This window comes from Flaviaestuariibacter flavus, assembly GCF_004337505.1.
Classification (GTDB): Bacteria; Bacteroidota; Bacteroidia; order Chitinophagales; family Chitinophagaceae; genus Flavisolibacter; species Flavisolibacter flavus.
The window spans coordinates 248,450-270,742 of the sequence record NZ_SJZI01000002.1 but is presented as its reverse complement, the minus strand read 5'-3'; the positions used below and the strand labels follow the sequence as shown (position 1 = coordinate 270,742).

The following is a 22,293-nucleotide window of genomic DNA, read 5'->3' as shown; positions in this document are numbered from 1 at the left end:
ATCTGAAATCAAGCAATTAAATCTGAGATCTGAGATCAGACATCTGGGATTATATGGATTTGCTCGATCAGTTCAAACGCATTACCACCTTCATCTTTGATGTTGACGGCGTGCTTACCGACAGTACGGTGCTGCTGCTCGATAACGGCCTGCAGGCCCGCCGGATGAGCATTAAGGACGGTCTTGCGCTTCAGCTGGCGCTCCGTCACGGCTACCGCGTGGTGATCTGCTCGGGTGCGCATTCGGAGCCCGTAGTGGATCGGATGCGTTACCTCGGCATCAGCGAGGTGCATACCGCGGTGAAAGACAAAAAAGGATTTATCGAGAAGTACTGCACCGAGCACCGGATCGATGCCACCGGCGTTTTGTTCATGGGCGACGACCTGCCCGACCTGCCCGCCCTTCAGGTAGCCGGCCTCAGCGCCTGCCCGGCCGACGCAGCCGTAGAAGTACGGGAAGCGTGCACCTACCGGTCGCCTGTAGCAGGCGGATCCGGCTGTGTGCGCGACGTGATTGAAAAAGTGCTGCGCCTTAACGGTCATTGGCATTACGAAAGCGGACTTACCTCCAAATAAACTGCATGAAAGCGATCGCTGCGTTCTTCCGACTGGTACGCTGGCCCAACCTGCTGTTCATCGTACTGACGCAGCTGCTTTTCTATTTTTGCGTTTACGTGCCGCTTTTCAACCCGGCGCAACCACCGCTTCGCCTTGCCTGGATCGTAACAGCCTCGGTACTGATCGCGGCAGCGGGCTATATCATCAACGATTACTTCGACCTCGACATCGACCAGGTGAACAAGCCGGAGAAAAACGTGATCAACCGCCTCATCACGCGACGCTGGGCCATCTTCTGGCATGCGGCGCTGAGCCTGGCCGGTATCGTCGCCACCGTGTTGGCCGTCGGCTGGCACAAGAGCTACCTGATCGGCGCCAACGTTGTCGTGGTGCTGCTGCTCTGGCTTTACTCCACATCGCTCAAAAAGAAGATGCTGATCGGGAACGTCGTCATCTCGGCACTCACGGCCTGGACGGTGCTGATTCTTTTCTTTGCCCAGGTACCCTTCCGTTATGCCTTCGGCGCGCAGGATGCAGTGACCACGAAGTTCTTCCGCGTAGCCTTTCTCTACGCCGGCTTTGCCTTCGTGCTGTCGCTGATCCGCGAAGCCATTAAGGACGTTGAAGACCTCGAGGGTGATCGCCGCTACGGGTGCCGCACCATGCCCATTGTAACCGGTGTGGTAGCCACCAAGGTGTACACCACCGTGTGGATCGTGGTACTCCTGGGCGCGCTGATCCTGCTGCAGTTGTACATACTGCAATTCCGGTGGTGGTGGGCGGTGATTTACTCAGTTTTTCTGGTGATTTTTCCCCTGATTTCCCTGTTCTTTTCCCATCTCAAAGCCAGCTCGACGGCCGAATTTGCAACACTGAGCCGCCTGTCGAAATGGATCATGCTGGCCGGGATCGGGTCGATGCTTTTTTTCCGTTTGTATTTTTAAGCCCTATGGCATCTTATATCCTCGCATCGCAGTCGCCCCGGCGCAAACAGCTGCTCGAATGGGCAGAGATCGATTTCGACATCCGGATCGCCAACACCGATGAGAGCTACCCCGAGGGCCTTACGCCCGAAGCGGTGGCCGAGCACATCGCCCGCGAAAAAGCGGCGGTGGTGGCGCGGGCCGAGCCCGGCCGCACCATCATCGCTGCCGACACCATCGTGGTGCTGGGTGCCGAAATCATCGGTAAGCCCGCCGACCGCGACGATGCCGTTGCCACGCTCCGGAAGCTGAGTGGCAACGCGCACCGCGTGATCACGGGTGTGGCGATCCGCCGCGGTGACCGTGAAGTGATTTTTCACGACGTGACCGAAGTGCAGTTTCACCCGCTGAGCGAGGAGCAGCTTACTTTCTATGTAGATAAGTACCGCCCCTACGACAAAGCAGGCGCCTATGCCATCCAGGAATGGATCGGGGTGGTGGGTATCAAAGCTGTGCAGGGTGATTTTTACAACGTCATGGGACTTCCGGTCAGCCGCGTGGTGCAGGCGCTCAGAGATTTCTGAGAACCAACACCCGTAAATATGACCGAAAAACTGCTGCAATTCATCTGGCAGCACGGCTACTTTCACCAGGGCGCGCTGCGCACACCGGAAGGGGAGACCGTGCAACTGCTGCACCGCGGCCAGCTCAACACCAATGAAGGCCCCGATTTCCTGGAAGCACGATTGCGGGTCGGCAACACCTTGCTGGCCGGTTCTGTGGAGCTGCACCTGCGCACCTCCGACTGGGACCGCCACCGCCACAGCGCTGATCCCAACTACCGCAACGTGATCCTCCATGCCGTGTATGTGCACGACCGGCCGGCCGTAAACAGCCAGCTCCCGCTCGTGGAGCTGCAGCCGCATATCCCGGCGATGTTGCTGGAACGGTATGAGGGGCTGATGCAGAATGCGGGCTTTATTCCCTGTGAGCGGGAGCTTGCCGCGGTGCCTTCTCTTATCTGGACCGGCTGGAAGGATCGCCTGCTGGCGGAGCGGCTGATGGAAAAGACCCGCCGGGTGGCGGCGCTGCTGGAGGGCTGCGGCCAAAGCTGGGAAACGGTTTTCTGGTGGCTGCTTGCCCGCAACTTCGGCATGCGGGTCAACGCGGATGCCTTTGAAGAGGTGGCCCGCAGCCTCCCGGTGCCGCTCCTGCTGCGCCACCGCGGCTCCATCCACCAGCTGGAGGCCCTGTTGCTGGGCCAGGCCAACCAGCTCCAGAGACATTTCAGCGAAGACTACCCCAAACTGCTGCAACGCGAATACCGCTACCTGCGCCAGCTGCATCCGCTGAAACCGGTGCACCGTGCGCTGCATTTCCTACGGATGCGGCCGCCCGCTTTCCCTACGGTCCGCCTGGCCCAGCTCGCGATGCTGCTGCACCGGCAGGAGCACTTGTTGGAACGGCTGCTGGAAACAGAAAGCCTCGAAGCGTTGCTTACCGCTTTCGACATAACGGCCAATGATTACTGGCACTACCACTACCGCTTCGACGAGGAATCAGGATTTGCGCCAAAGCATTTGGGACAATCCATGGCGGAAAGCATCGCGGTCAACACGCTGGTGCCGGTGCTTTTTGCCTGGGGCCAATTGCGGGGGGATCTTCGTTTCAAGGAACGGGCCCTCGGATGGTTGCAGCAGCTTCCTGCCGAAACCAACAGCATCCTCGGCCGGTTTGCGAAGCTGGGCGTAGGTGCCGACAATGCCGGTGATGCCCAGGCGCTGCTGTACCTGGAAAAAAGTTACTGCGCGCAGCGGCGCTGCCTCGAATGCGCCGCGGGGAACGCCTTGCTGAAACGCGATCTGAGTGCAACGGCGCGTCCCGGCGAGCCTTCATCAAAATAAACGGCAAGTCACCGCATTGTTCCGGAACAGGCGCCTGCTCAGGACCAGTCGCCCCAGTTTACCTGTACTTCGATATCGGGGTGAATGCTTTGCGCAACGGGGCAGGTGTGCGCAGTTTGCTTGAGGATATCGCGCGACCGGGGATCGAGGTTTTTGAGCTGTTCAGGAATATGGTAGGCGAGGTGGATCCCGCTTACCCGGCGGGGATCGGCTTTCATTACTTTTTCCACGTCGACACGGATGCCTTCGAGGTCGAAGCCCATGGAGCGGGCTTTGATACCCATTACGGTAACCATGCACGTAGCCAGTGATGTGGCCATCAGGTCGGTGGGCGAAAAACGCTCTCCCTTACCGTTATTATCCACCGGCGCATCGGTCTCGATGTCGGACCCGGAGCGTAGATGGGTGCAGGTGGTGCGCAGTTCGCCGTTATAGGTTACGGTGGAAGTCATGGGATTCAGTTTGTGTATTGTATTTGTGCCTAAATTTACGTGAACAACCTTTCGAACATAGTGAAAAAACTCATCCCCGTGTTTTGCCTTTCCCTGCTTTCACTGCAGGGATTCGGGCAGGAGAAGTCCGGCAAGAATTCGCGCAAAGAGGAAAAGCGACAGAAGATAGCAGCGGCCATCAAATCGGAAGAGGAAGGCGTGATTGCCTACCGCAAGCAAACGGCCTTCGGCCTCCAGCTGCGGACCAACGGCTATGGCTTATTTTTCGAGCTGGGCCGCATGAAAACCCCACGCTGGAGCGATGTATACAGCATCGAACTTACCGAGATCAAGCATCCGAAAGAGGAGAAGAGCGGCAATATCAACGGCTCTTTCAATAATTCGTTCATCTACGGAAAGATCAACAACTTCTACGCGGTGAAGCTTGGTTATGGTCGCCAATACATTTTCGGGCAGAAGGGTAACAAAAACGGGATCGCTGTGATCGGGCTTGCCGAGGCAGGCCTCTCTCTTGGCCTTTTACGCCCTTACTACCTCGATATTGCCGACGGCAACGACCGCCGAGCAGTGAAATACGAAAGTGCCGACAGCCTCCTGTTTCTGGGTGTGCAGCCCGGCGGCGCCATCCTGGGCTCCTCGGGTATCGGCAAGGGCTGGGACGAGATCAAGGTCAAGCCGGGCGCCTTCCTGAAGCTGGGTCTCCGCTTCGATTTCAACAAATACAACGACAAACTCCAGGCGCTCCAGATCGGCTTCAGCATTGAAGGCTACGGCGACAAGATTCCCCAGATGGCTTTTGTCAAGCAGGAGCAGGTGTTTTACCAGGGACACCTCGCCTTTGTTTTTGGGGGCCGTAAGTAAAGCCCCCTTTTTCCCAAACGGGACATTTAGGCCAGAGCTCCTGATCTGCCGAACAACTTTACTAAAGCAATACTCAAAAGAAAGCCCCGGACCGATGAACGATCCGGGGCTTTTTATTACCCTTCCCTCTGGGGAGGTTCGGAGGGGGGCGCCCCCTTCGGGGAAGAGGGGCCTGGGGCAGGGCGGGGGCTTTTCCCTAACTTTGCTCCTCCTCCGTTCTGTGGACCTTAATAGAAGTATATGTCGTGTAACTCTGTAGCGGATCAACCTGTTAAAAGAAACAAGCCCGACTGGCTGCGTGTAAAGCTGCCGATCGGGGAGACCTATAAGCACGTGCGTGGCCTCGTGGATACCCACAAGCTGCATACGATTTGCGAAAGCGGCAACTGCCCCAACATGGGAGAATGCTGGGGCGCCGGCACGGCCACCTTCATGATCCTGGGCAATATCTGCACCCGCAGCTGCGGCTTCTGCGCCGTAGCCACCGGCCGGCCGGAGCCTGTAGATTGGGACGAGCCCCAGCGCGTAGCCGAAGCCATCCACCTGATGAAGGTGAAACACGCGGTGATCACCTCTGTAGACCGCGATGAGCTCAAAGACGGCGGCGCCGCCATCTGGTACAATACCATCCGTGCCGTGAAGACACTCAATCCCGACACGACGCTCGAAACGCTCATCGGTGATTTCAAAGGCAAAAAAGAGGACATCCAGCGCGTTATTGAAGCGGCACCCGAAGTGGTTTCCCACAATATCGAAACCGTGGAGCGGCTCACCCGCCAGGTGCGCATCCAGGCCAAATACTGGCGCTCGATGGAAGTGATCAAAACACTGAAGGAAGGCGGCATGCGTACCAAGAGCGGTATCATGCTGGGTCTCGGTGAAACCAAAGAGGAAGTGTTCCAGACCCTGCAAAACCTGAAAGACAATGGTTGCGACGTGGTGACCATCGGCCAGTACCTGCAGCCTACCAAGAAGCACCTGCCGGTGCAGCGCTTTGTGCACCCCGACGAGTTTGCCGAATACCGCGAGGCGGGCTACGAAATGGGTCTCGATTACGTGGAAAGCGGGCCGCTGGTTCGTTCCTCCTACCATAGCGAACGCCACGTGTTTGCCGGCCTCGGCCGCAAGGAGTGGCTCCTTTCTAAAACGAATGCAACGCTGTGAGGAATGTGCTAGTGTGCCGGTTTGCTAGTGTGCTGAATAGATAAAGAAAAAGCCATTCCGTTGGGATGGCTTTTTCTTTATCTATAGCAGGATTATCGCATTATCACATTACCGTATTACCGCATTAATCCTTTATTTCCCATACCAGTGCCGAAGCGCCGAGGATAGCGGCATCGGCTTCCTTGAGCTCACTGAAAACGAGCTTCACTTTGTTCTGGAAAATAGGAAGGAGGTTGGCTTCCATATGCTCGCGGGTGGGCTCCATCAGCAGGTCGCCGGCCTTGATGACGCCGCCGAACAGGATGATTGCTTCCGGGGAAGAGAACATAATGAAGTTGGCAAGCGCTTCGCCAAGGATCTGACCGGTATATCGGTACACTTCCCGGGCAATCGGATCGCCGGCAACGGCACACTCATAGATCTTTTTCGAGTTGAGCTCCTCCCCGCTGATGCCGCGCAGGGTACTGTCTTCCTTCGAATTTTCGAGCAATTCTTTTGCCGTAAGTACAATCCCTGTTGCCGAGCAGTAGGTTTCCAGCGAGCCGCGCAGGCCGGTAGCCCAGTGCAGGCGGCCGCCGGGGCGGATGCAGGTATGACCGAGCTCGCCGGCAAAGCCGTCGTGGCCAAGTATGAGCTGGCCGTTGGCGACGATGCCGCTGCCGACGCCGGTACCCAGGGTTATCATGATAAAGTCTTTCATGCCCCGCGCAGCGCCGTACATCATCTCGCCCACGGCCGCCGCGTTGGCGTCGTTGGTAAGCGAGCAGGGGAGTCCGAAGCGCTCGGTCATCAGCTGCGTCACGGGGATGATGCCCTTCCAGTGCAGGTTGGGCGCATACTCGATGGTGCCCTTGTAGTAATTGCCGTTCGGTGCGCCTACGCCGATGCCCCGGAAAACCGAGTCGGCGCCCATGCGTTGCATATAGGGTTGCAGCGTGGCGTGAAGTGCCTCGATAAACCGGTCAATGGTGGGGTGACCGTCGGTGGGTATCTCGCCCTTTTCCACGATCTCGCCGCGGTGATTGACAATGCCCCACTTTGTATTGGTACCACCGATATCGATACCGATGGCCAGTTCGTGTGATAGATCCATGGTTTGTATGTAAATCGATTATTGAACGTTTACCGATGCCTCGGGCACCAGCTCAACGGTTTTATCATTCATATTGTTCTCGTAGTCGATGCCCTGGCGGCGGAGGATGCCGCGCACGGCAAAGGCGAAGAACGCGAGGTAGGTGAAACAGGCCACCGGAATCCAGTAGGACTGGTGGATACCGTAGCCAAGTTCGGCCTTACCGGCCTGCATGAAGTCGGCAAGTTTACCCTGGATCGGCGGGATGATGCCACCACCCAGGATCATCATGATCAGGAAGGCGGACCCCTGCGAGGTATATTTACCAAGGCCGGCAATAGCCAGTGTGAAAATGGCAGGCCACATGATCGAGCAGAAAAGACCACCGCTCAGGAAAGCGTAGATCGCAACCATTCCGGTGCTCATAATTCCCACAATCATCGCCGTGATGCCAAGCAGTGCAAAAATTAGGAGGGTTCGTGCAGGCTTGTCTTTGCTGATATAAAAGGCCGCAATCTGGATCAGCACACAGACCACATAGTAATAAAGCGGGCTCATGTCGTACTGAGCGATCGCGTTGGCGCCAACCACCACACCAAAGGCCACAAGCGGTACTACCAGCAGCAGGAGCCGCTTGGTGTTTCCTTTCACATTAAAAGCCGAAATGGCGCCGGCCCAACGCCCGATCATCAGGCTACCCCAGTACATTGAAACGAAGGGAGCTACCTGCGACGATTGGTAACCGCCGAACTGCGGCTGTTTCAGGAGCTCTCCCAGGTTGCTTCCTATCGCTACTTCCACGCCAACATAAACAAATATGGCCAACATGCCGAGCACAAGCTGCGGGTATTGCATTGCTCCCCAGCCCCGGGCGTTTCGACGGGCACTGGTAAGGGCTGCCAACAGGCTCAGCACCACTACCGCAAGCGCCCCGAAAAGCCATTTCATACGGTAGGTTTCTAGCTCATGCGCATCCGTGATTTCGAAGCCGCTCTTATAACTGTTGAATACCGGGATGAACAGTGCGATGAGCAGCCCGGTCATCACGAGCAGCGTAGTGAGTGCCTTGCTCGCGCCTTCGGTGCGTTCCAGTGAAACGCCGGAGGGAACTTTTTTCGAGAAAAAGAACAGCGCTGCCGCTCCGATGAACAAAGCACCTACGAACGAGTACAAAACGATCACCTTGTCCAGCCCGAGGCTCGCTATCTTTTCGTCTGTAATGGCCGCGGTGGTGCCGAAAAGGGCATAGGCGACCACAATCGGTCCAATTGTGGTGCCGAACGAATTGATGCCTCCACCAAGGTTTACCCGGCTCGTACCGGTGGCGGGATCACCGAGGGATATCGCAAAGGGCTGCGCCGCTGTCTGTTGCAGCGAGAAGCCTAGCGCCACGATGAACAGTCCCACCAACATCCCTGCGAACGTGTTGCCGCGGACCGCCAGGATCATTGCCACAGCACCGAGCGCAGAAAACAGTAGGCCGTAAACGATGCTTTTCTTATAGCCCCATTGTCCTACCTGGTCGCGGCCCTGAAGGGTGCCGAAAATAAACAGCAGCAAAGCGCCGACGTAATAAGCGAGGTAAAAGGCAAAATCGACCAGCTGGCTCTGGAACTGGTCGAGCTTGAAATAGTGCTTGCAGAAAGGGATGAAAACCGAGTTTCCGGCAGCGATAAAGCCCCAGAAAAAGAAAACGGTGACTAGGGTGCTCAGCGCGCCGTAGTTGGTACTTGCCGATCCCTGCACGTTTGTTTGCGTGGTTGTGGTTGCTGTGGCCATAATGTGGTTTTGCGGTATGGGTTCGTTGAAGTTTGTCTAAGCGCTGAAAATAAGCACTTTGGCGGAATCAGCGTGCGTGCCGGCCGCCGATGTTGATAAATTGAATTTTTTGGTCAATTGCGAGGGCGGTAAGTTGCCCATACCTGTAAAGGCCTTAATTTGACCGCGTAAGCAATTGTATGGAAATAATTCACGTTTCGGCGGAATGCTACCCTGTGGCCAAGGCGGGGGGATTGGGAGATGTTGTAGGTGCGCTGCCTAAGTACCAGGCAGGACTTGGCCATATCGCCAAAGTGGTGATGCCGATGTACCGTACGAAATTTCTCATGACCAACGAATGGGAACTCGTGCACGAAGGCGGCCAGTTTATCGGCGGCCAGTATTTCAACTACGCGATTATTAAAGAAACTACCAACAAGCTCGGTTTCGACCTGTACCTCGTTGACATCAACGGCCTGCTGGACCGGGAGAAGATCTATGGCTACGATGACGACACCGAACGCTTCCTCGCTTTTCAGATCGCGGTGTGCGACTGGATGAGCAAGTGGGAGCACCAGCCGGATATCATCCATTGCCACGACCACCAAACGGGGCTCATCCCGTTTATGATCCAGCATTGCTTCGCCTTCCAGCGTCTTGCCGGCGTACCGAGCATCTTCACAATCCATAATGCCCAGTACCAGGGCTGGATCGGCTGGGACCGTGCCAACCTGCTGCCGGCATATGACAGCTGGAAATGGGGGCTGCTCGACTGGAAGGATACCATCAACCCGCTGGCTTCAGCCGTCCGTTGCGCCTGGCGCGTGACCACGGTGAGCCCAAGCTATATGCAGGAATTGCGCGTGTCGGCAAACGGCCTCGAAGACCTCATGAATTATGAACAGGGCAAATGCACCGGTATCCTGAATGGTATCGATACAGAAGTGTGGAATCCGGAAAACGACCCGATGCTGGTCCGTAATTATACGGATGCCGACGTCCGGGCGGGTAAGCGCGGCAACAAAAAAGAGATCTGCGCGCGCTTCGGAATTGACAAAGACAAGCCACTTTTTGTTTTCATCGGCCGCCTGGTGGGAGAGAAGGCTGCCGACATTCTGCCGGAGGCGATCCGTCAGTGCATTTACCAGCACCATGGCAATGCTTCTTTCCTGGTGCTGGGCTCGGGTGATCCGGCGGTGGAGCGGGCGCTGGAAACCCTGGAGCACCAGTTTAACGGATACGTGAATACCTATATCGGCTACAACGAGGCGCTCAGCCACCTCATGTATGGCGGCGCCGACTTTCTGCTGATGCCCAGCCGGGTGGAGCCTTGCGGCCTCAACCAGTTGTACGCCCTTCGCTATGGCACCGTGCCTATCGTGCGCAGCACCGGTGGGTTGCGCGACACCGTGCGGGACATGGGCGACTGGCAGGGCTACGGCATTCGTTTCGACAATGCCGATACCGGCGACGTGGTGTATTCGGTAGGCCGTGCCCTCGCCCTTTATTACGACCAGCAGGAGCTCATGCAATGGATGCAGAGCTATATGATGCGTCTTGACTTTTCGTGGCACAGCTCGGCCCGGGCCTATATTGACCTGTATCGCTCCGTTCGTGCCTGAGGTTGCCGCCACGGTGTGGCACAATGCTTTTATTGTAAATTGATTCTGAAATTGAAACAACAGTATAACTGACAGGCTATGAAAGAAATGCTCTCCGTGATCCTGGGTGGTGGCGCCGGCACGCGGCTCTACCCGCTGACCGCAACCCGCTCCAAACCGGCCGTACCCATCGCCGGTAAATACCGCCTGGTGGATATCCCGATCTCCAACTGCCTCAATTCGGGCATCAGCCGGATGTTCGTACTGACGATGTACAACTCGGCCTCCCTCAACCGCCATATTAAAAACACATATCATTTCAGCGCCTTCAGCAGCGCCTTTGTGGACATTCTCGCCGCCGAGCAGACGCCCGACAACTTTACCTGGTTCCAGGGCACGGCCGACGCGGTGCGCCAGGGCCTGCGCCACCTCCGGCCCTTCCCGGCCGAATATGTGCTGATCCTTTCCGGCGACCAGCTGTACCAGCTCGACTTCGTACGGATGCTCGACGAACACAAGCAGCGCGGCGCCGATATCACCATTGCTACTATCCCCGTTACCGAGCGTGAAGCTTCCGAGTTCGGTATTCTGAAAACGGAAGAAGGGATCATCAGCTCTTTTACCGAAAAACCGAAGAGCGGCCTCGAAAACTGGGTCAGCGAAACGGGCGACGAGATGCGCAGCAAAGGCCGCAACTACCTCGCCTCCATGGGCATCTACATTTTCAACCGCAACCTCCTGTTCGACCTGCTGGAAAATGAGCATGCCGAGTCGGCCGATTTCGGTAAACACATCATTCCCGATGCCATCAACAAGTACAAGGTAGCTTCCTTCCAGTACGAAGGCTACTGGGAAGATATCGGGAACATCCGCGCCTTTTACGAGGCCAACCTGGCACTTACCGACGATATCCCTTCCTTTAATCTATTCGACAACAGCAAAGCCATCTACACCCGTGCCCGCATGCTGCCGCCGGCCAAAATCAGCGGCACCCGCCTCGATAAAACCCTGATCGCCGAAGGCTCGATCATCAATGCGGCCCATATCGAGAACTCGATCGTCGGCATCCGTTCGCGCATCGGCGATGACACCAATATCATCGGTGCATACCTGATGGGTAACGACTATTTCGAAACACTCGAAGACATCGCCCACGATCAGCAGCACGGCTTGCCCGTGCTGGGTATCGGCAACCGCTGTACGATCCAGAATGCGATCATCGATAAAGACTGCCGCATCGGCGACGACGTAAAGATCATCGGGGGTACGCACCTCGAGGATGGTGACAATCCGTTGTATACGATCAAGGACGGCATCGTTGTGATCAAGAAAGGGGCGGTGCTTCCCAATGGATTCACCCTGGGTGCTTAGGCCCGCGGAAAGCACGAAACCTTATCGTTCGAAAGTCCCGCATCGCGGGACTTTTTTCGTAAAATAATTCAGCGGTTTCTGCGTTTTCCGCGTGCGCATTCAGAAATGTGTCTGCAAAACACAATACTTACCGATTACTTACTAACTTTCGCTCATCAAGAAAGATTGCTATGTCTGCCAACACACCGCTTGCTACCGGTTCGAATAAGCCGAAACTTTCGCTTTCCCAGATCATCAACATGAGTGTCGGATTTTTCGGCATTCAATTCGGTTGGGACCTGCAGCGTGCGAATATGGGGCCCATCTATAAAGTGCTCGGCGCGAACGCGGATGATATCCCCTTCCTTTTCCTGGCCGCGCCCCTTACCGGCCTGCTGGTACAGCCGATTATCGGCTACCTGAGCGATCGCACCTGGCATCCCAGGTGGGGACGCCGGCGTCCGTACTTCCTGATCGGTGCGCTCCTGAGCTCAATTGCGCTTATCCTGATGCCGCACAGCAGCGCCCTCTGGATGGCCGCCGGCTTGCTTTGGGTAATGGACGTGTTCGGAAACGTGGCGATGGAACCCTTTCGTGCCTTTGTGGCCGACAAGCTTCCCGACAGCCAACTGAACCGCGGCTTCGTGATGCAAAGCCTGATGATCGGCCTTGGTGGGTCCGTGGCGTCTTCGCTGCCCTGGATCTTCAGCAACTGGTTTCACATGGCGAACGTGGCGGAGGTAGGCGTCATCGCGGATAACGTCAAATTCTCATTTTATATCGGCGCCTTTTTCTTTCTCGCTGCGGTACTCTGGACTGTCTTTACTACGAAAGAATACCCCCCGTCAGAGATCGGCTTCAAAGACAAGGTGCAGGAGAGCAATAAGGGATTTGGCGGCGGATTGGGCGAGATCATCGATGCGGTTCGCAACATGCCGTCGCGCATGCGTGCCGTGTCGCTCGTGCAGTTTTTTACCTGGCCCGGCCTCTTTCTGATGTGGTTTTATTATTCACTTGCCGTGGCCTTCCATGTGTTTGGAGCCAAGTCGGAAACCGACCCTGCCTTCGGGGAAGGAAAAGACTTTGCGGGACTGACGCTTGCCTTTTATAATGTAGTGACCTTTCTTTTTGCCTTTATCCTCCCGTCGATCGCCGACCGTCTGGGGCGTAAAACCACCCATGCGCTATGCCTGCTGGCCGGTGCCGCAGGGCTGATCAGCATTGCGTTTGTGAGCAACAAGTATGTTCTCTTCGGCTGCATGACCGGTGTGGGCATTGCCTGGGCGAGCATTCTGTCGATGCCCTATGCCATGCTGGGCGGCGTGCTGCCTCCCAAAAAGATCGGCATCTACATGGGCATCTTCAACTTTTTTATCGTGCTTCCGGAGATCATGGCTTCGCTTGGCTTTAAGTGGCTTATGAACAATGTGCTGAACAACAACATGCTGCTGGCCGTACAGCTCGGCGGCGGACTCATGATTCTCGCCGCGCTGATCTGCTACTTTATGATCAACGAAAAGAAAGTGGCGCCCGCGGACGATCCGGAAATAGCGGAAATGGAAATTTTAGAACAACGATCTGTTTAATATGAACAAGCACTTTTTATTAGGTGTAACGCTGCTGCTGATCAGCAGCGTTTCCTTTGCACAGCCGCTCCAACCGCAGGGAGTTTACCCCACCAACTGGTGGGTAGGAATGAAAAACCCGAAACTGCAGTTGATGATCCATGCGCCGGGCGCGGGAAACTATACCTACTCGATATCCGACCCGCGTGTGCAGGTGCAGAAAGTGACGCCCGCTGAAAATAAGAACTATGCCTTTATCGACCTTGTGGTAAAAGCAGGAGCGAAGCCGGGCGTAGTTAAGATCAACTGGAAAAAAGGCGGCGATCAGGGATCGTTCGATTACGAGCTGAAAGCGCGCCGCGCCGGAAACGGAACGGCCTTTGCGCAAGGCGTCCGCTCCGAGGATTTCATCTATTTCCTAATGCCCGATCGTTTTGCCAACGGCGATTACAGCAATGACCGCATTGGCCGTTACCGCGACCAGAGCCTGAACCGCGACTCGATGTACCACCGCCACGGAGGCGACATCGAAGGCGTTATCAATCACCTCGATTATATCCAGGACCTGGGCGCAACAACGGTTTGGCTGACACCGGTGTTGGAGAACGATATGCCCAACCGCACCGAGCATGGTTACGCGATCACCAATCACTACCAGGTGGATGAGCGCTATGGCGGCAACCTCGCGTACAAGCGCCTCAGCGATGCCCTCCACAAGCGTGGCATGAAACTGATCCAGGATGCGGTGCCCAACCACAGCGGCCTCTGGAACTTCTTTGTGCAGGATATGCCGATGAAAGACTGGCTGCACCAGTGGCCTTCCTTTCAGCAAACCAGCTATAAAGACCAGACCCTCATGGACCCGTATGCGGCCCCCAAGGAAAAGCGGATCATGGAGAAAGGCTGGTTTACACAGCAGATGCCCGACATGAACGAGGATAATCCCTACGTGGCCAACTTCCTCACCCAGCATGCCATCTGGAGCGTGGAGGAATTCGGCGTGGATGGCTGGCGCGTGGATACGTATATCTACAATGACCTGAACTTCATGAACCGCTGGAATGCCGCCCTTTACGCGGAGTACCCCAGGATCACAATCTTTGGAGAAACCTGGGTGCACGGCGTGGCCAACCAGGCCTATTTTGTAAAAAACAATATCAGCAACATCCCAGTAAAGAGCAATCTCACCGGCGCCACCGACTTCCAGGCCAAGTTTTACGGCATTGACCCGGCGCTCACGCAAAATTTCGGCTGGACCGAGGGCGTCAACCGCCTTTATTCGACGCTCGCCAACGACTTCCTTTACCAGGATGCGACCAATAATGTTGTTTTCCTCGACAACCACGATATGACGCGCTTCCTGAGCACGGTAAACGAAGACGTGGACAAGCTCAAGGTCGGCATCGGCTGGCTGCTGACGACCCGTGGTATTCCGCAACTCTACTACGGCACCGAGGTACTGCTGAAAGGCGTATCGAACCCGGATGGCCTCGTTCGCGGCGACTTCCCTGGCGGCTGGAAGGAAGACAAGCAAAACAAGTTTACCGCCGCCGGCCGCACCGGGCGCGAAGGGGAGGTGCACGACTGGGTAAAAACCATCGCCAGCTACCGCAAGGGATCGACTGCGCTGAAGACCGGCAAACTGATGCAATACCTTCCGAAAGACTGGGTGTACACCTATTTCCGCTACGACAGCAAGAGCACGGTAATGATGGTGATGAATACGAGCCCGGATGAACGCACCGTGGACCCGCAGTATTTCACCGAGCGCGTAAAAGGATTCTCCCACGCCAAAAACATCATGGGAAGTACAACCATGTCGCTGACCGACAAATGGAAGGTGCCCGGTAAATCGATCTGGATACTCGAACTCCAGTAATTTGCCACGAAATTATTCTAGCCGCGGGCCGAAAGGTCCGCGGCTTTTTTTATGAACTACAGGATTCCCACAGCCCGGGTGAAGATCGTAGCAAAGAAGAACAGAAACGCCCCACAAAGCGGGGCGTTTCTGATAATCGTCGTTCCGCGTTATCCGCGGTTTCAGCGAGCCTATATCGTAAAGTTGACCACCATCTTACTTCCAAAGCTGCCCCAGTCGCGGAGCACTTCACCTACCTGCTTCATCATGGCTGCGCGGCTGGTTTTCTTGCCCTTCGTTGCAGGCTTTACCGTGCTCATCGGGATGTCGAACACATCTACTTTGGTGGCAAACCAGGTGGTATGCAGGCGGGGGACGCCCATTCCCAGGATCATCCCCGGAAGTCCCTGTATACCTTCCGGCCCGCCGGGAATGAGGATTTCATCGGTGTAAAAAGCGAAGATCGCGACACTGTCATCGAGGATACCGATCGCCTTGCGGCACTCATAGCCGGCGATCACGCGGGTGTCGGCCGTAAGCCGCCATTTGATCTTTGACAGACTGTCTTCGATCAGGAAGGTCTCTTCGTAAACCGGCTTTTGGGCCACCGTGCGGGCCGCGCGGAAATCGGTATAGATCACGTTCTTGTCGGCTACGGGGCGGTACCAGCTCCGGGGATCGAGCACGGCTTCTTTACCGGGATGATAGAGGGAGCGGGTGCTGTCGCCGATAAATTCGTGGTAAGTGGTCACCTGCTTCGGCAGGCGTTCCTTGATGCGTTCATACCATTCGCCGTCGAGATCTTTGTAATAGGCCGGCACATTCACGGTGCGCTCGTATTCGATTTTCACCTGGCCCAAAAAACGGGCCTGGGCGCCGGCGCCCAATGCGGCACCGAGTATCAGTAAAAGGAAAAAGGCTTTTTTCATTGTTTTCAGTTTTTGGTCGCGGAGGGCCGTCTTCGGGCACCTTCAACAGTTCACGAATTGGAATCCGGGGTTAATTCGCTCCCGGCATTTTGCTGAACGACCATTCGAAGCGCAGCATGAAGTAGCGGGCGATGCGGCTGTAGCGTTCCTCCAGGATCTGGTTCGAGTTGATATTGCGGTTAAAGCCGATGTTTTGATCAAGCAGGTCGTTTACCGTCAGCGATATTTTACCAGCATTGTTCTTGAGCACCTTATAGGACAGTCGGGCATTAACCATATAGTTATCGGGCGTCCCCGCAAATCCGGCAACTTTCTGGCGCACCTCGATGACGGCATCGGCGCCGAACTCGAGCTTTTTCGTGATGTTGACCGAGCCGTTCATCTGCCCGCCAAAGGTGAAATAGTTGGTCTTGCTTTGCGGATTCAGCGCAGAGCGCGAAGTATTGTATCCGACCTCGGGATTGAAATAGACATTGTAGTGCTGATCCCAGCTATATCCCAGCGAAGGGCCGAATTTAAAGGTTGTGTAGTCGTTCCGGTTCGCGCGGCCGTTGAGGAAGTTATTATTGCGTCCGCCGTTACCGTTCAGTTGGAGGCCTTTGCTCCACTTCCTGTCGCCATTGCCCACACTCCAGGAACTCCAGAACCAGAAGTCACGGTTGCCGTTCACGTTCACCGGCTGATAAGTTTGCTTGCCGGCCTTGTCGATAAAATTCTGCATGGCGATGGCATTCTGGGTAAGGTTCATGCCTACGTTCATTCCGATCCAGCTGCCCTTCAGTGCCTTGTATTGATTAAAGCCCGCGTTAAAGCTGTGTACGAAGCCAACCTTCAGATCCGGGTTGCCCGTAAAAACTTTAAGCGGGTCATTGTTATCACGGATCGGCTGCAGTTGGTCAATCGTTGGTTGCCGGGTGTTGCCCCGGTAGCTGAAGTTGAAATTCATCTGCGCCTTTGGCATGTAACCAAACTGCACCTGCGGCGTAACGTTAAAGAAGTTGTAGGTGTTTTCATTTCCGGTAAAGAGGTCATTCAGCTTCAGCTGAACGCCGGAGACTCCCGTACCAAGGGCAAAGCGAAGCTTCTTATACATGTAGCGAAGCACGGTAGAGCCGTTGTGCGCCCGCACGCGGAGATCGAAGTTGCTGCTGTAATTCCGGTCAAGCGATTCGTATTTTCCGCTGATGTCCTTATTGAACGTATTCCGGAAGGATTCCGAGTTGTTCTGGTTGTATCCGTATTCAAAAACCAGGTTCAGTTTATCGCTCAGCGGCTCATTGAATGTGGACTTGATGCCGAATGTGCGCGACTTGCCATCCACCTTGCGCATCTGATCGATGGTTCTCGCCGAATCGACGATGTTGTTGGTAAAATACTCCAGGTCCGAGCGGTTCGTCCGCTCCTGGTCATCGTCCGTCATCCCATAGCGGGCCGTGGTGATCAGCATCCGGTTTTTCTTCCGGAACAACTGCTTCCACACCAGTTGCTGGTCTACCTGCTGCCGCGTACTGTGCTGGTTGCGCGTCTGCTCTGAAATATTAGCGGTGTCGCCGATGTTGCGGAGAAAGTTGCTGCTGGTACCGGCCCACTGCTCTGTGTTCTTGTACAGCCCGTTGATCTTATAGGTGATCGTGGTCAGCGAATCGGGCTTGAACTCATATTTACCATTGCCGGCATGCTGGCGGTTGCGGACATAGGTTTCTTCGGCAATATTTCTAAAGGTCCGGCTGCCGGAGTCAATATTTTGCTGGATCAGCAAATTGTTATTTACCGCCGTAAGCTGGTTAAAACGATACGACAGGTTCACATTATGGCGATCGTTGTTCCATTTGTTGGAGAAAAGACCACCACCGGTGTAAGAATCGGGGAGGCCGCGTGTATTCCAGTCGTTGAAGCCATCATCGCCGCCACCGAAGCTATAGTAGTAACCCGAGATCTCATCGTACTCCATATCATTCTCCATACCGAGCTTCTGCTTGTCGTTCCAGCTGAGCGAGCCTGTATTGACATTGCTGCGTGTGGCATAGGCCGACAGCTTTTTCTTCCCGACAAACTTGTTGTAAAGCCCTTTCGCCTCAAGAAAGTTGGTGAAGTCGGTGCCTGCTTCCAGCTTCCCGAATCCGCCCTTCTTTTTGTCTTCCTTCAGCTTGATGTTGAGTGTCTTTCCCTCGTTGCCGCCACCGATGCTGGTGAGGTTCTGCTGCTCGGTCTTGGTATCGTATACCTGCACTTTGTCCACGATCTTGGCCGACAGGTTTTGCGTCGCCATCGTCGGGTCGTCGCCGAAAAACTCTTCCCCATCTACCAGGACTTTGTCTACCCGCTTGCCCTGTGTGGTGATTTCACCCTTGGCATTCACCGAAAATCCCGGGAGACGCTTCAGCAGTTCCTCCACGGTGGCACCTTCGCGGGTCTTGAACGAGTCGGCTGCAAACTCCGTGGTATCGCCCTTGATGCGGATCGCTGCATTGGCCCGCACGATCACTTCGTTAAGCAGCACGCTTTTCGGCGTCAGTGCCAGGCGGCCCAGGTCTACGTCCTTGTCGGTTACCGTGATAGCGTCAGCGAGGTCGGCAAACTTCGGGTAGGTGATGAGTACCACGTAGTGGCCGGGTGCGATGGGCGCCGTGCGGAAGTGGCCCTCGACGTCGCTGCGTGTAAACGTTACCAGGGAACTGTCTTTCTTCTGAAGCACAACAATAGATGCGAGCTCCGGTGCTTTATGACCAACCGTGTCTGAAAGGGATCCGGTAACACGAAACTGTGCCCGGAGGCCGCCGCCTGCCAGCAAAAGCAGGAGGGCGAATAGCAAGGTTTTTCTCATGCAAGAAGTTTTCAACAGTGTGGTTTGGGCCTGGTTTGTTTTGGTGGGTTGAAGGTAACTTTACCAGAACGGCCCTATGTTCCCGGTTATTGTTTTAAAAGAGATTTAACACCTACGAAACATTTCGCACAAGTTAATATGGATACCCGATCTGCTAATACCGCTCATCAAAAAACAGCCCCTGCCGGCACTGCGCCGGCAGCTACGCGCTATGAGGACGCCAACTTCGTGGATACGGAAAAGCCGGTGTGGAACTATTCGCTGCTTTACGATCACGACATCGCGGCATTTGCCGCCGGTACGCACTATACCCTTTATGAAAAGCTCGGCGCACGGCCCCTCGACGTACTCGGCCGCCCCGGCTATTATTTTGCCGTATGGGCGCCTAACGCAACCGCGGTTTCGGTAGTAGGCGACTTCAACGGCTGGCAGCAAGGCGCACACCCCTTATTTCCGCGCCTTGACCGCAGCGGCATCTGGGAAGGTTTTATCCCCGGCTTTGCACAAGGACAGTTGTATAAATACAATATCACCGGTTACCAGGGACGGGTAACCGTAAAAGGCGATCCTTTTGCCAACTACTGGGAAAAGCGACCGGCCACCTCTTCAATTGCCTGGGAATTTAAATACGAATGGAACGATGCGGCCTGGATGAAGCAGCGCGGCAAACACAACAGTCTCGACGCTCCCTGGAGCGTTTATGAAGTGCACCTCGCCAGCTGGATGCGACCCGACCCGCACGACGAGGAAAGCTACAACAGTTACGAAATGATCGCCGAGCGGCTTGTGCCATATGTGCAGGAACTCGGGTTTACCCACGTGGAATTCATGCCCGTGATGGAACACCCCTTCGACGGCAGCTGGGGTTACCAGTGCACCGGCTTCTTTGCACCTACCTCGCGCTTCGGGCAACCGGAGGGTTTCATGCACCTGGTTGACAAGCTGCACGAAGCCGGCATCGGCGTGATCCTCGATTGGGTGCCTTCCCACTTTCCTTACGACGCGCACGGCCTTTTCCTTTTCGACGGCACACATACTTACGAGTATGCCGACATGCGCAAAGGCTTTCACCCGGACTGGAACTCTTATATTTTCAACTACAAGCGGGGAGAGGTAAAATCCTTCCTGATTTCGTCGGCCCGCTTCTGGTTCGACAAGTTTCATATCGACGGGATCCGTGTTGACGCCGTATCGTCGATGCTGAAACTCGATTATTCGCGCACCGAAGGACAGTGGGAGCCCAACGAGTTTGGCGGCAACGGCAACCTGGAGGCGATTGCATTCATCAAAGACCTGAACGAAACCATATTCCGCGACTTTCCCGATGTGCAGACCATCGCCGAGGAAGCCACCGACTGGCCGGGTGTATCGAAGCCGACCTTCGCCGGCGGCCTTGGCTTCGGCATGAAGTGGATGATGGGCTGGATGCACGACACACTCGACTATTTCAAGTTTGACCCCGTATACCGGTCGCATCACCAGGATAAGTTTACGTTCAGCATGATGTATTTCTACGATGAAAACTTCATGCTTCCACTCAGCCACGATGAGGTGGTGCACGGTAAATCGCCGATGATCTACAAGATGCCCGGCGACGAGTGGCAGAAGTTTGCCAACCTCCGCCTGCTCTATGCCTATATGTGGATGCACCCCGGCGCGAAGCTGCTTTTTATGGGAAACGAGTTCGGGCAAACATCAGAATGGAACTACAAAAGCGAGCTTGAATGGGGCCTGCTCCGGTTCGGGCCGCACAAAGGGTTGCAGCTGTGCGTTCGCGACCTTAACCGGCTGTTAAAGGCAGCCCCCGCGCTTCACTGTGCGCAATTTGCATCGGACAGCTTCGAATGGATTGACCTGGGTCACCGCGACGATTGCGTGGTAGCCTTCCGCCGCAAGGGCAGGAAAAAAGGGGAAGACCTGCTGGTGCTGCTCAACCTGACGCCCTTACCGCGCTGGGACTGGACCGTGGACGTGCCCGGGAAATACTATACAAAGGAGCTGTTCAACTCCGATCATTCTCACTACGGCGGCAGCGGCGATATATACAATACCAAAATCGCCCGTAAACTCATCGATAAGGAACTCCAGACCTGGCGGCATACCGTGCATCTCCCGCCGCTGGCGGCGCTCATCCTGAAATGAGCCGCTTCAGTCGATAAAATCCCTGTTCCGTCTAAATTTAACAGGCGAAAAATGCCCGTCCGTTCTAATTTAGTGCCACCTCCCAAAGAGGCGTTAACCCATCCTGTAAAACACCGATACCCCATGCGCAAACTCATCCTTGCCGTCCTGACAAGCCTTGTCTGCCTCGCGAGCTATGCTCAGCAGGACAGCGCATCCCTTTACTATGAAAAAGGCAGCCAGGAATGGCTTAAAGGCCGCGTAATGGTGGCCTGGAAAATGTTCGATTCGGCCTACCGGTACAATAAAAGCGACAAGCGGATCGTGGGCGATCTTGCCAAGTCGCTCCTGGCATTGCGCCGCTATCCCCAGGCCCGTGAAAAGTACCTGGAGCTGGAAAAACTCGGCGACAATTCGGCCGACACTTACAACCAGCTGATGACGCTTTCGTTCAACATGCGCCAGTTCCCGGACGCTATCAAGTATGCCGGCCTGCTGAAGTCGGTTGATCCCGCCGCGAAAACCGCCTATTTCGTAGGCAAGGCGCATTACGACGACGAAAACTACGGTGAGGCGATCAAGTACCTCAACGAAGCGGCCAAAGAGGATCCGACCAATGCGCAGGTGCCCTATATGGTTGCGCGCGCTTATTCGGACATGAATAACAACAAGCTCGCCATCCCTTATTTTCTCAAAGCCCTCGAGCTCGACCCGAAGAATACCCGCTGGATGTATGAAACGGCCCTCATTTACTACGGGATGAACGACGATAAAAACTCGCTGAAGTATTTCGAAATGGCGATCGAGAACGGCTACAAGCAAGACAACGAGTTCAGGGAAAACCTCGCCATCGCCTACCTGAACAACAAGCAGATCGATAAGGGCCTCGCCATTCTCGACGAAATGGTGAAACGCCGTCCCGCCGACCTCAACCTGCTGAACATGATCGCGGAGGCCAACTATGACGCCAAGCGTTATGATGTTGCGATCGATTACTGGGATAAGATCCTGGAGCTGGACAAAACCAATGCGTCGGCCCTCTTCATGATCGGCATGAGCTACCAGAAGAAAGGCGACAAGGCGAAAGGCCAGGCGCTTTGCGATAAAGCGATCGAATTGGACCCGCAGCTTGCCCGCAACAAGCAAAAGATGGAAATGCCGGGCATGTAAATTGCCCGAGTAAAATATAGAACGGATATACAAGAGCCTCGCTTTGCGAGGCTCTTGTCATTGCGATCCCCAACAAGTTGGGGAGAAGCAATCTCCCCAACCTGAAGACTGGCCATAACCCAAGATTGCGTTAGGTCGAAACTTCTTCCGGCCATGAACACCCTGCGTAAATCAGGAGTTTGCT

17 protein-coding genes are annotated in these 22,293 nt (G+C 55.4%); 12 read left to right on the top strand and 5 right to left on the bottom strand.

Annotated elements, in window-relative coordinates:
- Positions 1–53 precede the first annotated feature (53 nt).
- Genes EPD60_RS01830 through EPD60_RS01815 form a run of 4 tightly spaced genes read left to right on the top strand, consistent with a single transcriptional unit; the run spans position 54 to position 3,384 of the window.
- A complete protein-coding gene (locus EPD60_RS01830; protein WP_131446254.1) occupies positions 54–575 on the top strand; it encodes a KdsC family phosphatase in 522 nt (173 codons plus the stop codon).
- Positions 576–580: 5 nt separating this feature from the next.
- Entirely contained in the window at positions 581–1,501 is a 921-nt protein-coding gene (locus EPD60_RS01825) for a geranylgeranylglycerol-phosphate geranylgeranyltransferase (RefSeq protein ID WP_131446252.1), read from the top strand.
- A gap of 5 nt (positions 1,502–1,506) precedes the next feature.
- Entirely contained in the window at positions 1,507–2,064 is a 558-nt protein-coding gene (locus EPD60_RS01820) for a Maf family protein (RefSeq protein ID WP_131446250.1), read from the top strand.
- 18 nt (positions 2,065–2,082) lie between these two features.
- Entirely contained in the window at positions 2,083–3,384 is a 1,302-nt protein-coding gene (locus tag EPD60_RS01815) for a DUF2851 family protein (protein ID WP_131446248.1), read from the top strand.
- 38 nt (positions 3,385–3,422) lie between these two features.
- Here EPD60_RS01815 and EPD60_RS01810 read toward each other — a convergent pair whose 3' ends face one another.
- Positions 3,423–3,836: an OsmC family protein gene (locus EPD60_RS01810; RefSeq protein ID WP_131446246.1), complete on the bottom strand. Its 414-nt coding sequence runs from the start codon at positions 3,834–3,836 to the stop codon at positions 3,423–3,425.
- Positions 3,837–3,896: 60 nt separating this feature from the next.
- Between EPD60_RS01810 and EPD60_RS01805 the strand changes: the two genes are divergently transcribed.
- Positions 3,897–4,697: a hypothetical protein gene (locus EPD60_RS01805; protein ID WP_131446244.1), complete on the top strand. Its 801-nt coding sequence runs from the start codon at positions 3,897–3,899 to the stop codon at positions 4,695–4,697.
- A gap of 240 nt (positions 4,698–4,937) precedes the next feature.
- Entirely contained in the window at positions 4,938–5,861 is a 924-nt protein-coding gene (gene lipA / locus EPD60_RS01800; protein WP_131446242.1) for a lipoyl synthase, read from the top strand.
- Between the two features lie 124 nt (positions 5,862–5,985).
- Here lipA and EPD60_RS01795 read toward each other — a convergent pair whose 3' ends face one another.
- Both EPD60_RS01795 and EPD60_RS01790 read right to left on the bottom strand, forming a co-directional pair.
- Complete coding sequence (locus tag EPD60_RS01795; protein ID WP_131446240.1) at positions 5,986–6,963, bottom strand: ROK family protein; 978 nt, start codon at positions 6,961–6,963, stop codon at positions 5,986–5,988.
- Positions 6,964–6,972: 9 nt separating this feature from the next.
- Complete coding sequence (locus EPD60_RS01790; protein WP_131446238.1) at positions 6,973–8,712, bottom strand: MFS transporter; 1,740 nt, start codon at positions 8,710–8,712, stop codon at positions 6,973–6,975.
- 179 nt (positions 8,713–8,891) lie between these two features.
- Here EPD60_RS01790 and EPD60_RS01785 point away from each other — a divergent pair, with 179 nt between their 5' ends.
- The 4 genes from EPD60_RS01785 (at position 8,892) to EPD60_RS01770 (ending at position 15,086) form a co-directional block, all read left to right on the top strand.
- Positions 8,892–10,313, top strand: coding sequence for a glycogen synthase (locus EPD60_RS01785; RefSeq protein WP_131446236.1), 1,422 nt, complete (start codon positions 8,892–8,894; stop codon positions 10,311–10,313).
- A 78-nt stretch (positions 10,314–10,391) separates the two neighbouring features.
- Positions 10,392–11,663: a glucose-1-phosphate adenylyltransferase gene (locus EPD60_RS01780; protein WP_131446234.1), complete on the top strand. Its 1,272-nt coding sequence runs from the start codon at positions 10,392–10,394 to the stop codon at positions 11,661–11,663.
- A 170-nt stretch (positions 11,664–11,833) separates the two neighbouring features.
- Positions 11,834–13,228, top strand: a complete 1,395-nt coding sequence (locus tag EPD60_RS01775) for an MFS transporter (protein ID WP_131446232.1) — start codon at positions 11,834–11,836, stop codon at positions 13,226–13,228.
- Position 13,229: 1 nt separating this feature from the next.
- On the top strand, positions 13,230–15,086 hold the full coding sequence (locus EPD60_RS01770; protein ID WP_131446230.1) for a glycoside hydrolase family 13 protein: 1,857 nt from the start codon (positions 13,230–13,232) through the stop codon (positions 15,084–15,086).
- Positions 15,087–15,256: 170 nt separating this feature from the next.
- On the opposite strand, the gene EPD60_RS01765 is transcribed toward EPD60_RS01770, so the two are convergent.
- Together EPD60_RS01765 and EPD60_RS01760 are read right to left on the bottom strand one after the other, a co-directional pair.
- On the bottom strand, positions 15,257–15,994 hold the full coding sequence (locus EPD60_RS01765; RefSeq protein WP_131446228.1) for a GLPGLI family protein: 738 nt from the start codon (positions 15,992–15,994) through the stop codon (positions 15,257–15,259).
- A 70-nt stretch (positions 15,995–16,064) separates the two neighbouring features.
- Entirely contained in the window at positions 16,065–18,818 is a 2,754-nt protein-coding gene (locus EPD60_RS01760; protein ID WP_131446226.1) for a TonB-dependent receptor, read from the bottom strand.
- Positions 18,819–18,956: 138 nt separating this feature from the next.
- On the opposite strand from EPD60_RS01760, the gene glgB reads away from it, so the two are divergent.
- Positions 18,957–20,960, top strand: a complete 2,004-nt coding sequence (gene glgB, locus EPD60_RS01755) for a 1,4-alpha-glucan branching protein GlgB (protein ID WP_131446224.1) — start codon at positions 18,957–18,959, stop codon at positions 20,958–20,960.
- A gap of 123 nt (positions 20,961–21,083) precedes the next feature.
- A complete protein-coding gene (locus EPD60_RS01750) occupies positions 21,084–22,109 on the top strand; it encodes a tetratricopeptide repeat protein (protein WP_165871369.1) in 1,026 nt (341 codons plus the stop codon).
- The last annotated feature ends 184 nt before the right edge of the window (positions 22,110–22,293 follow it).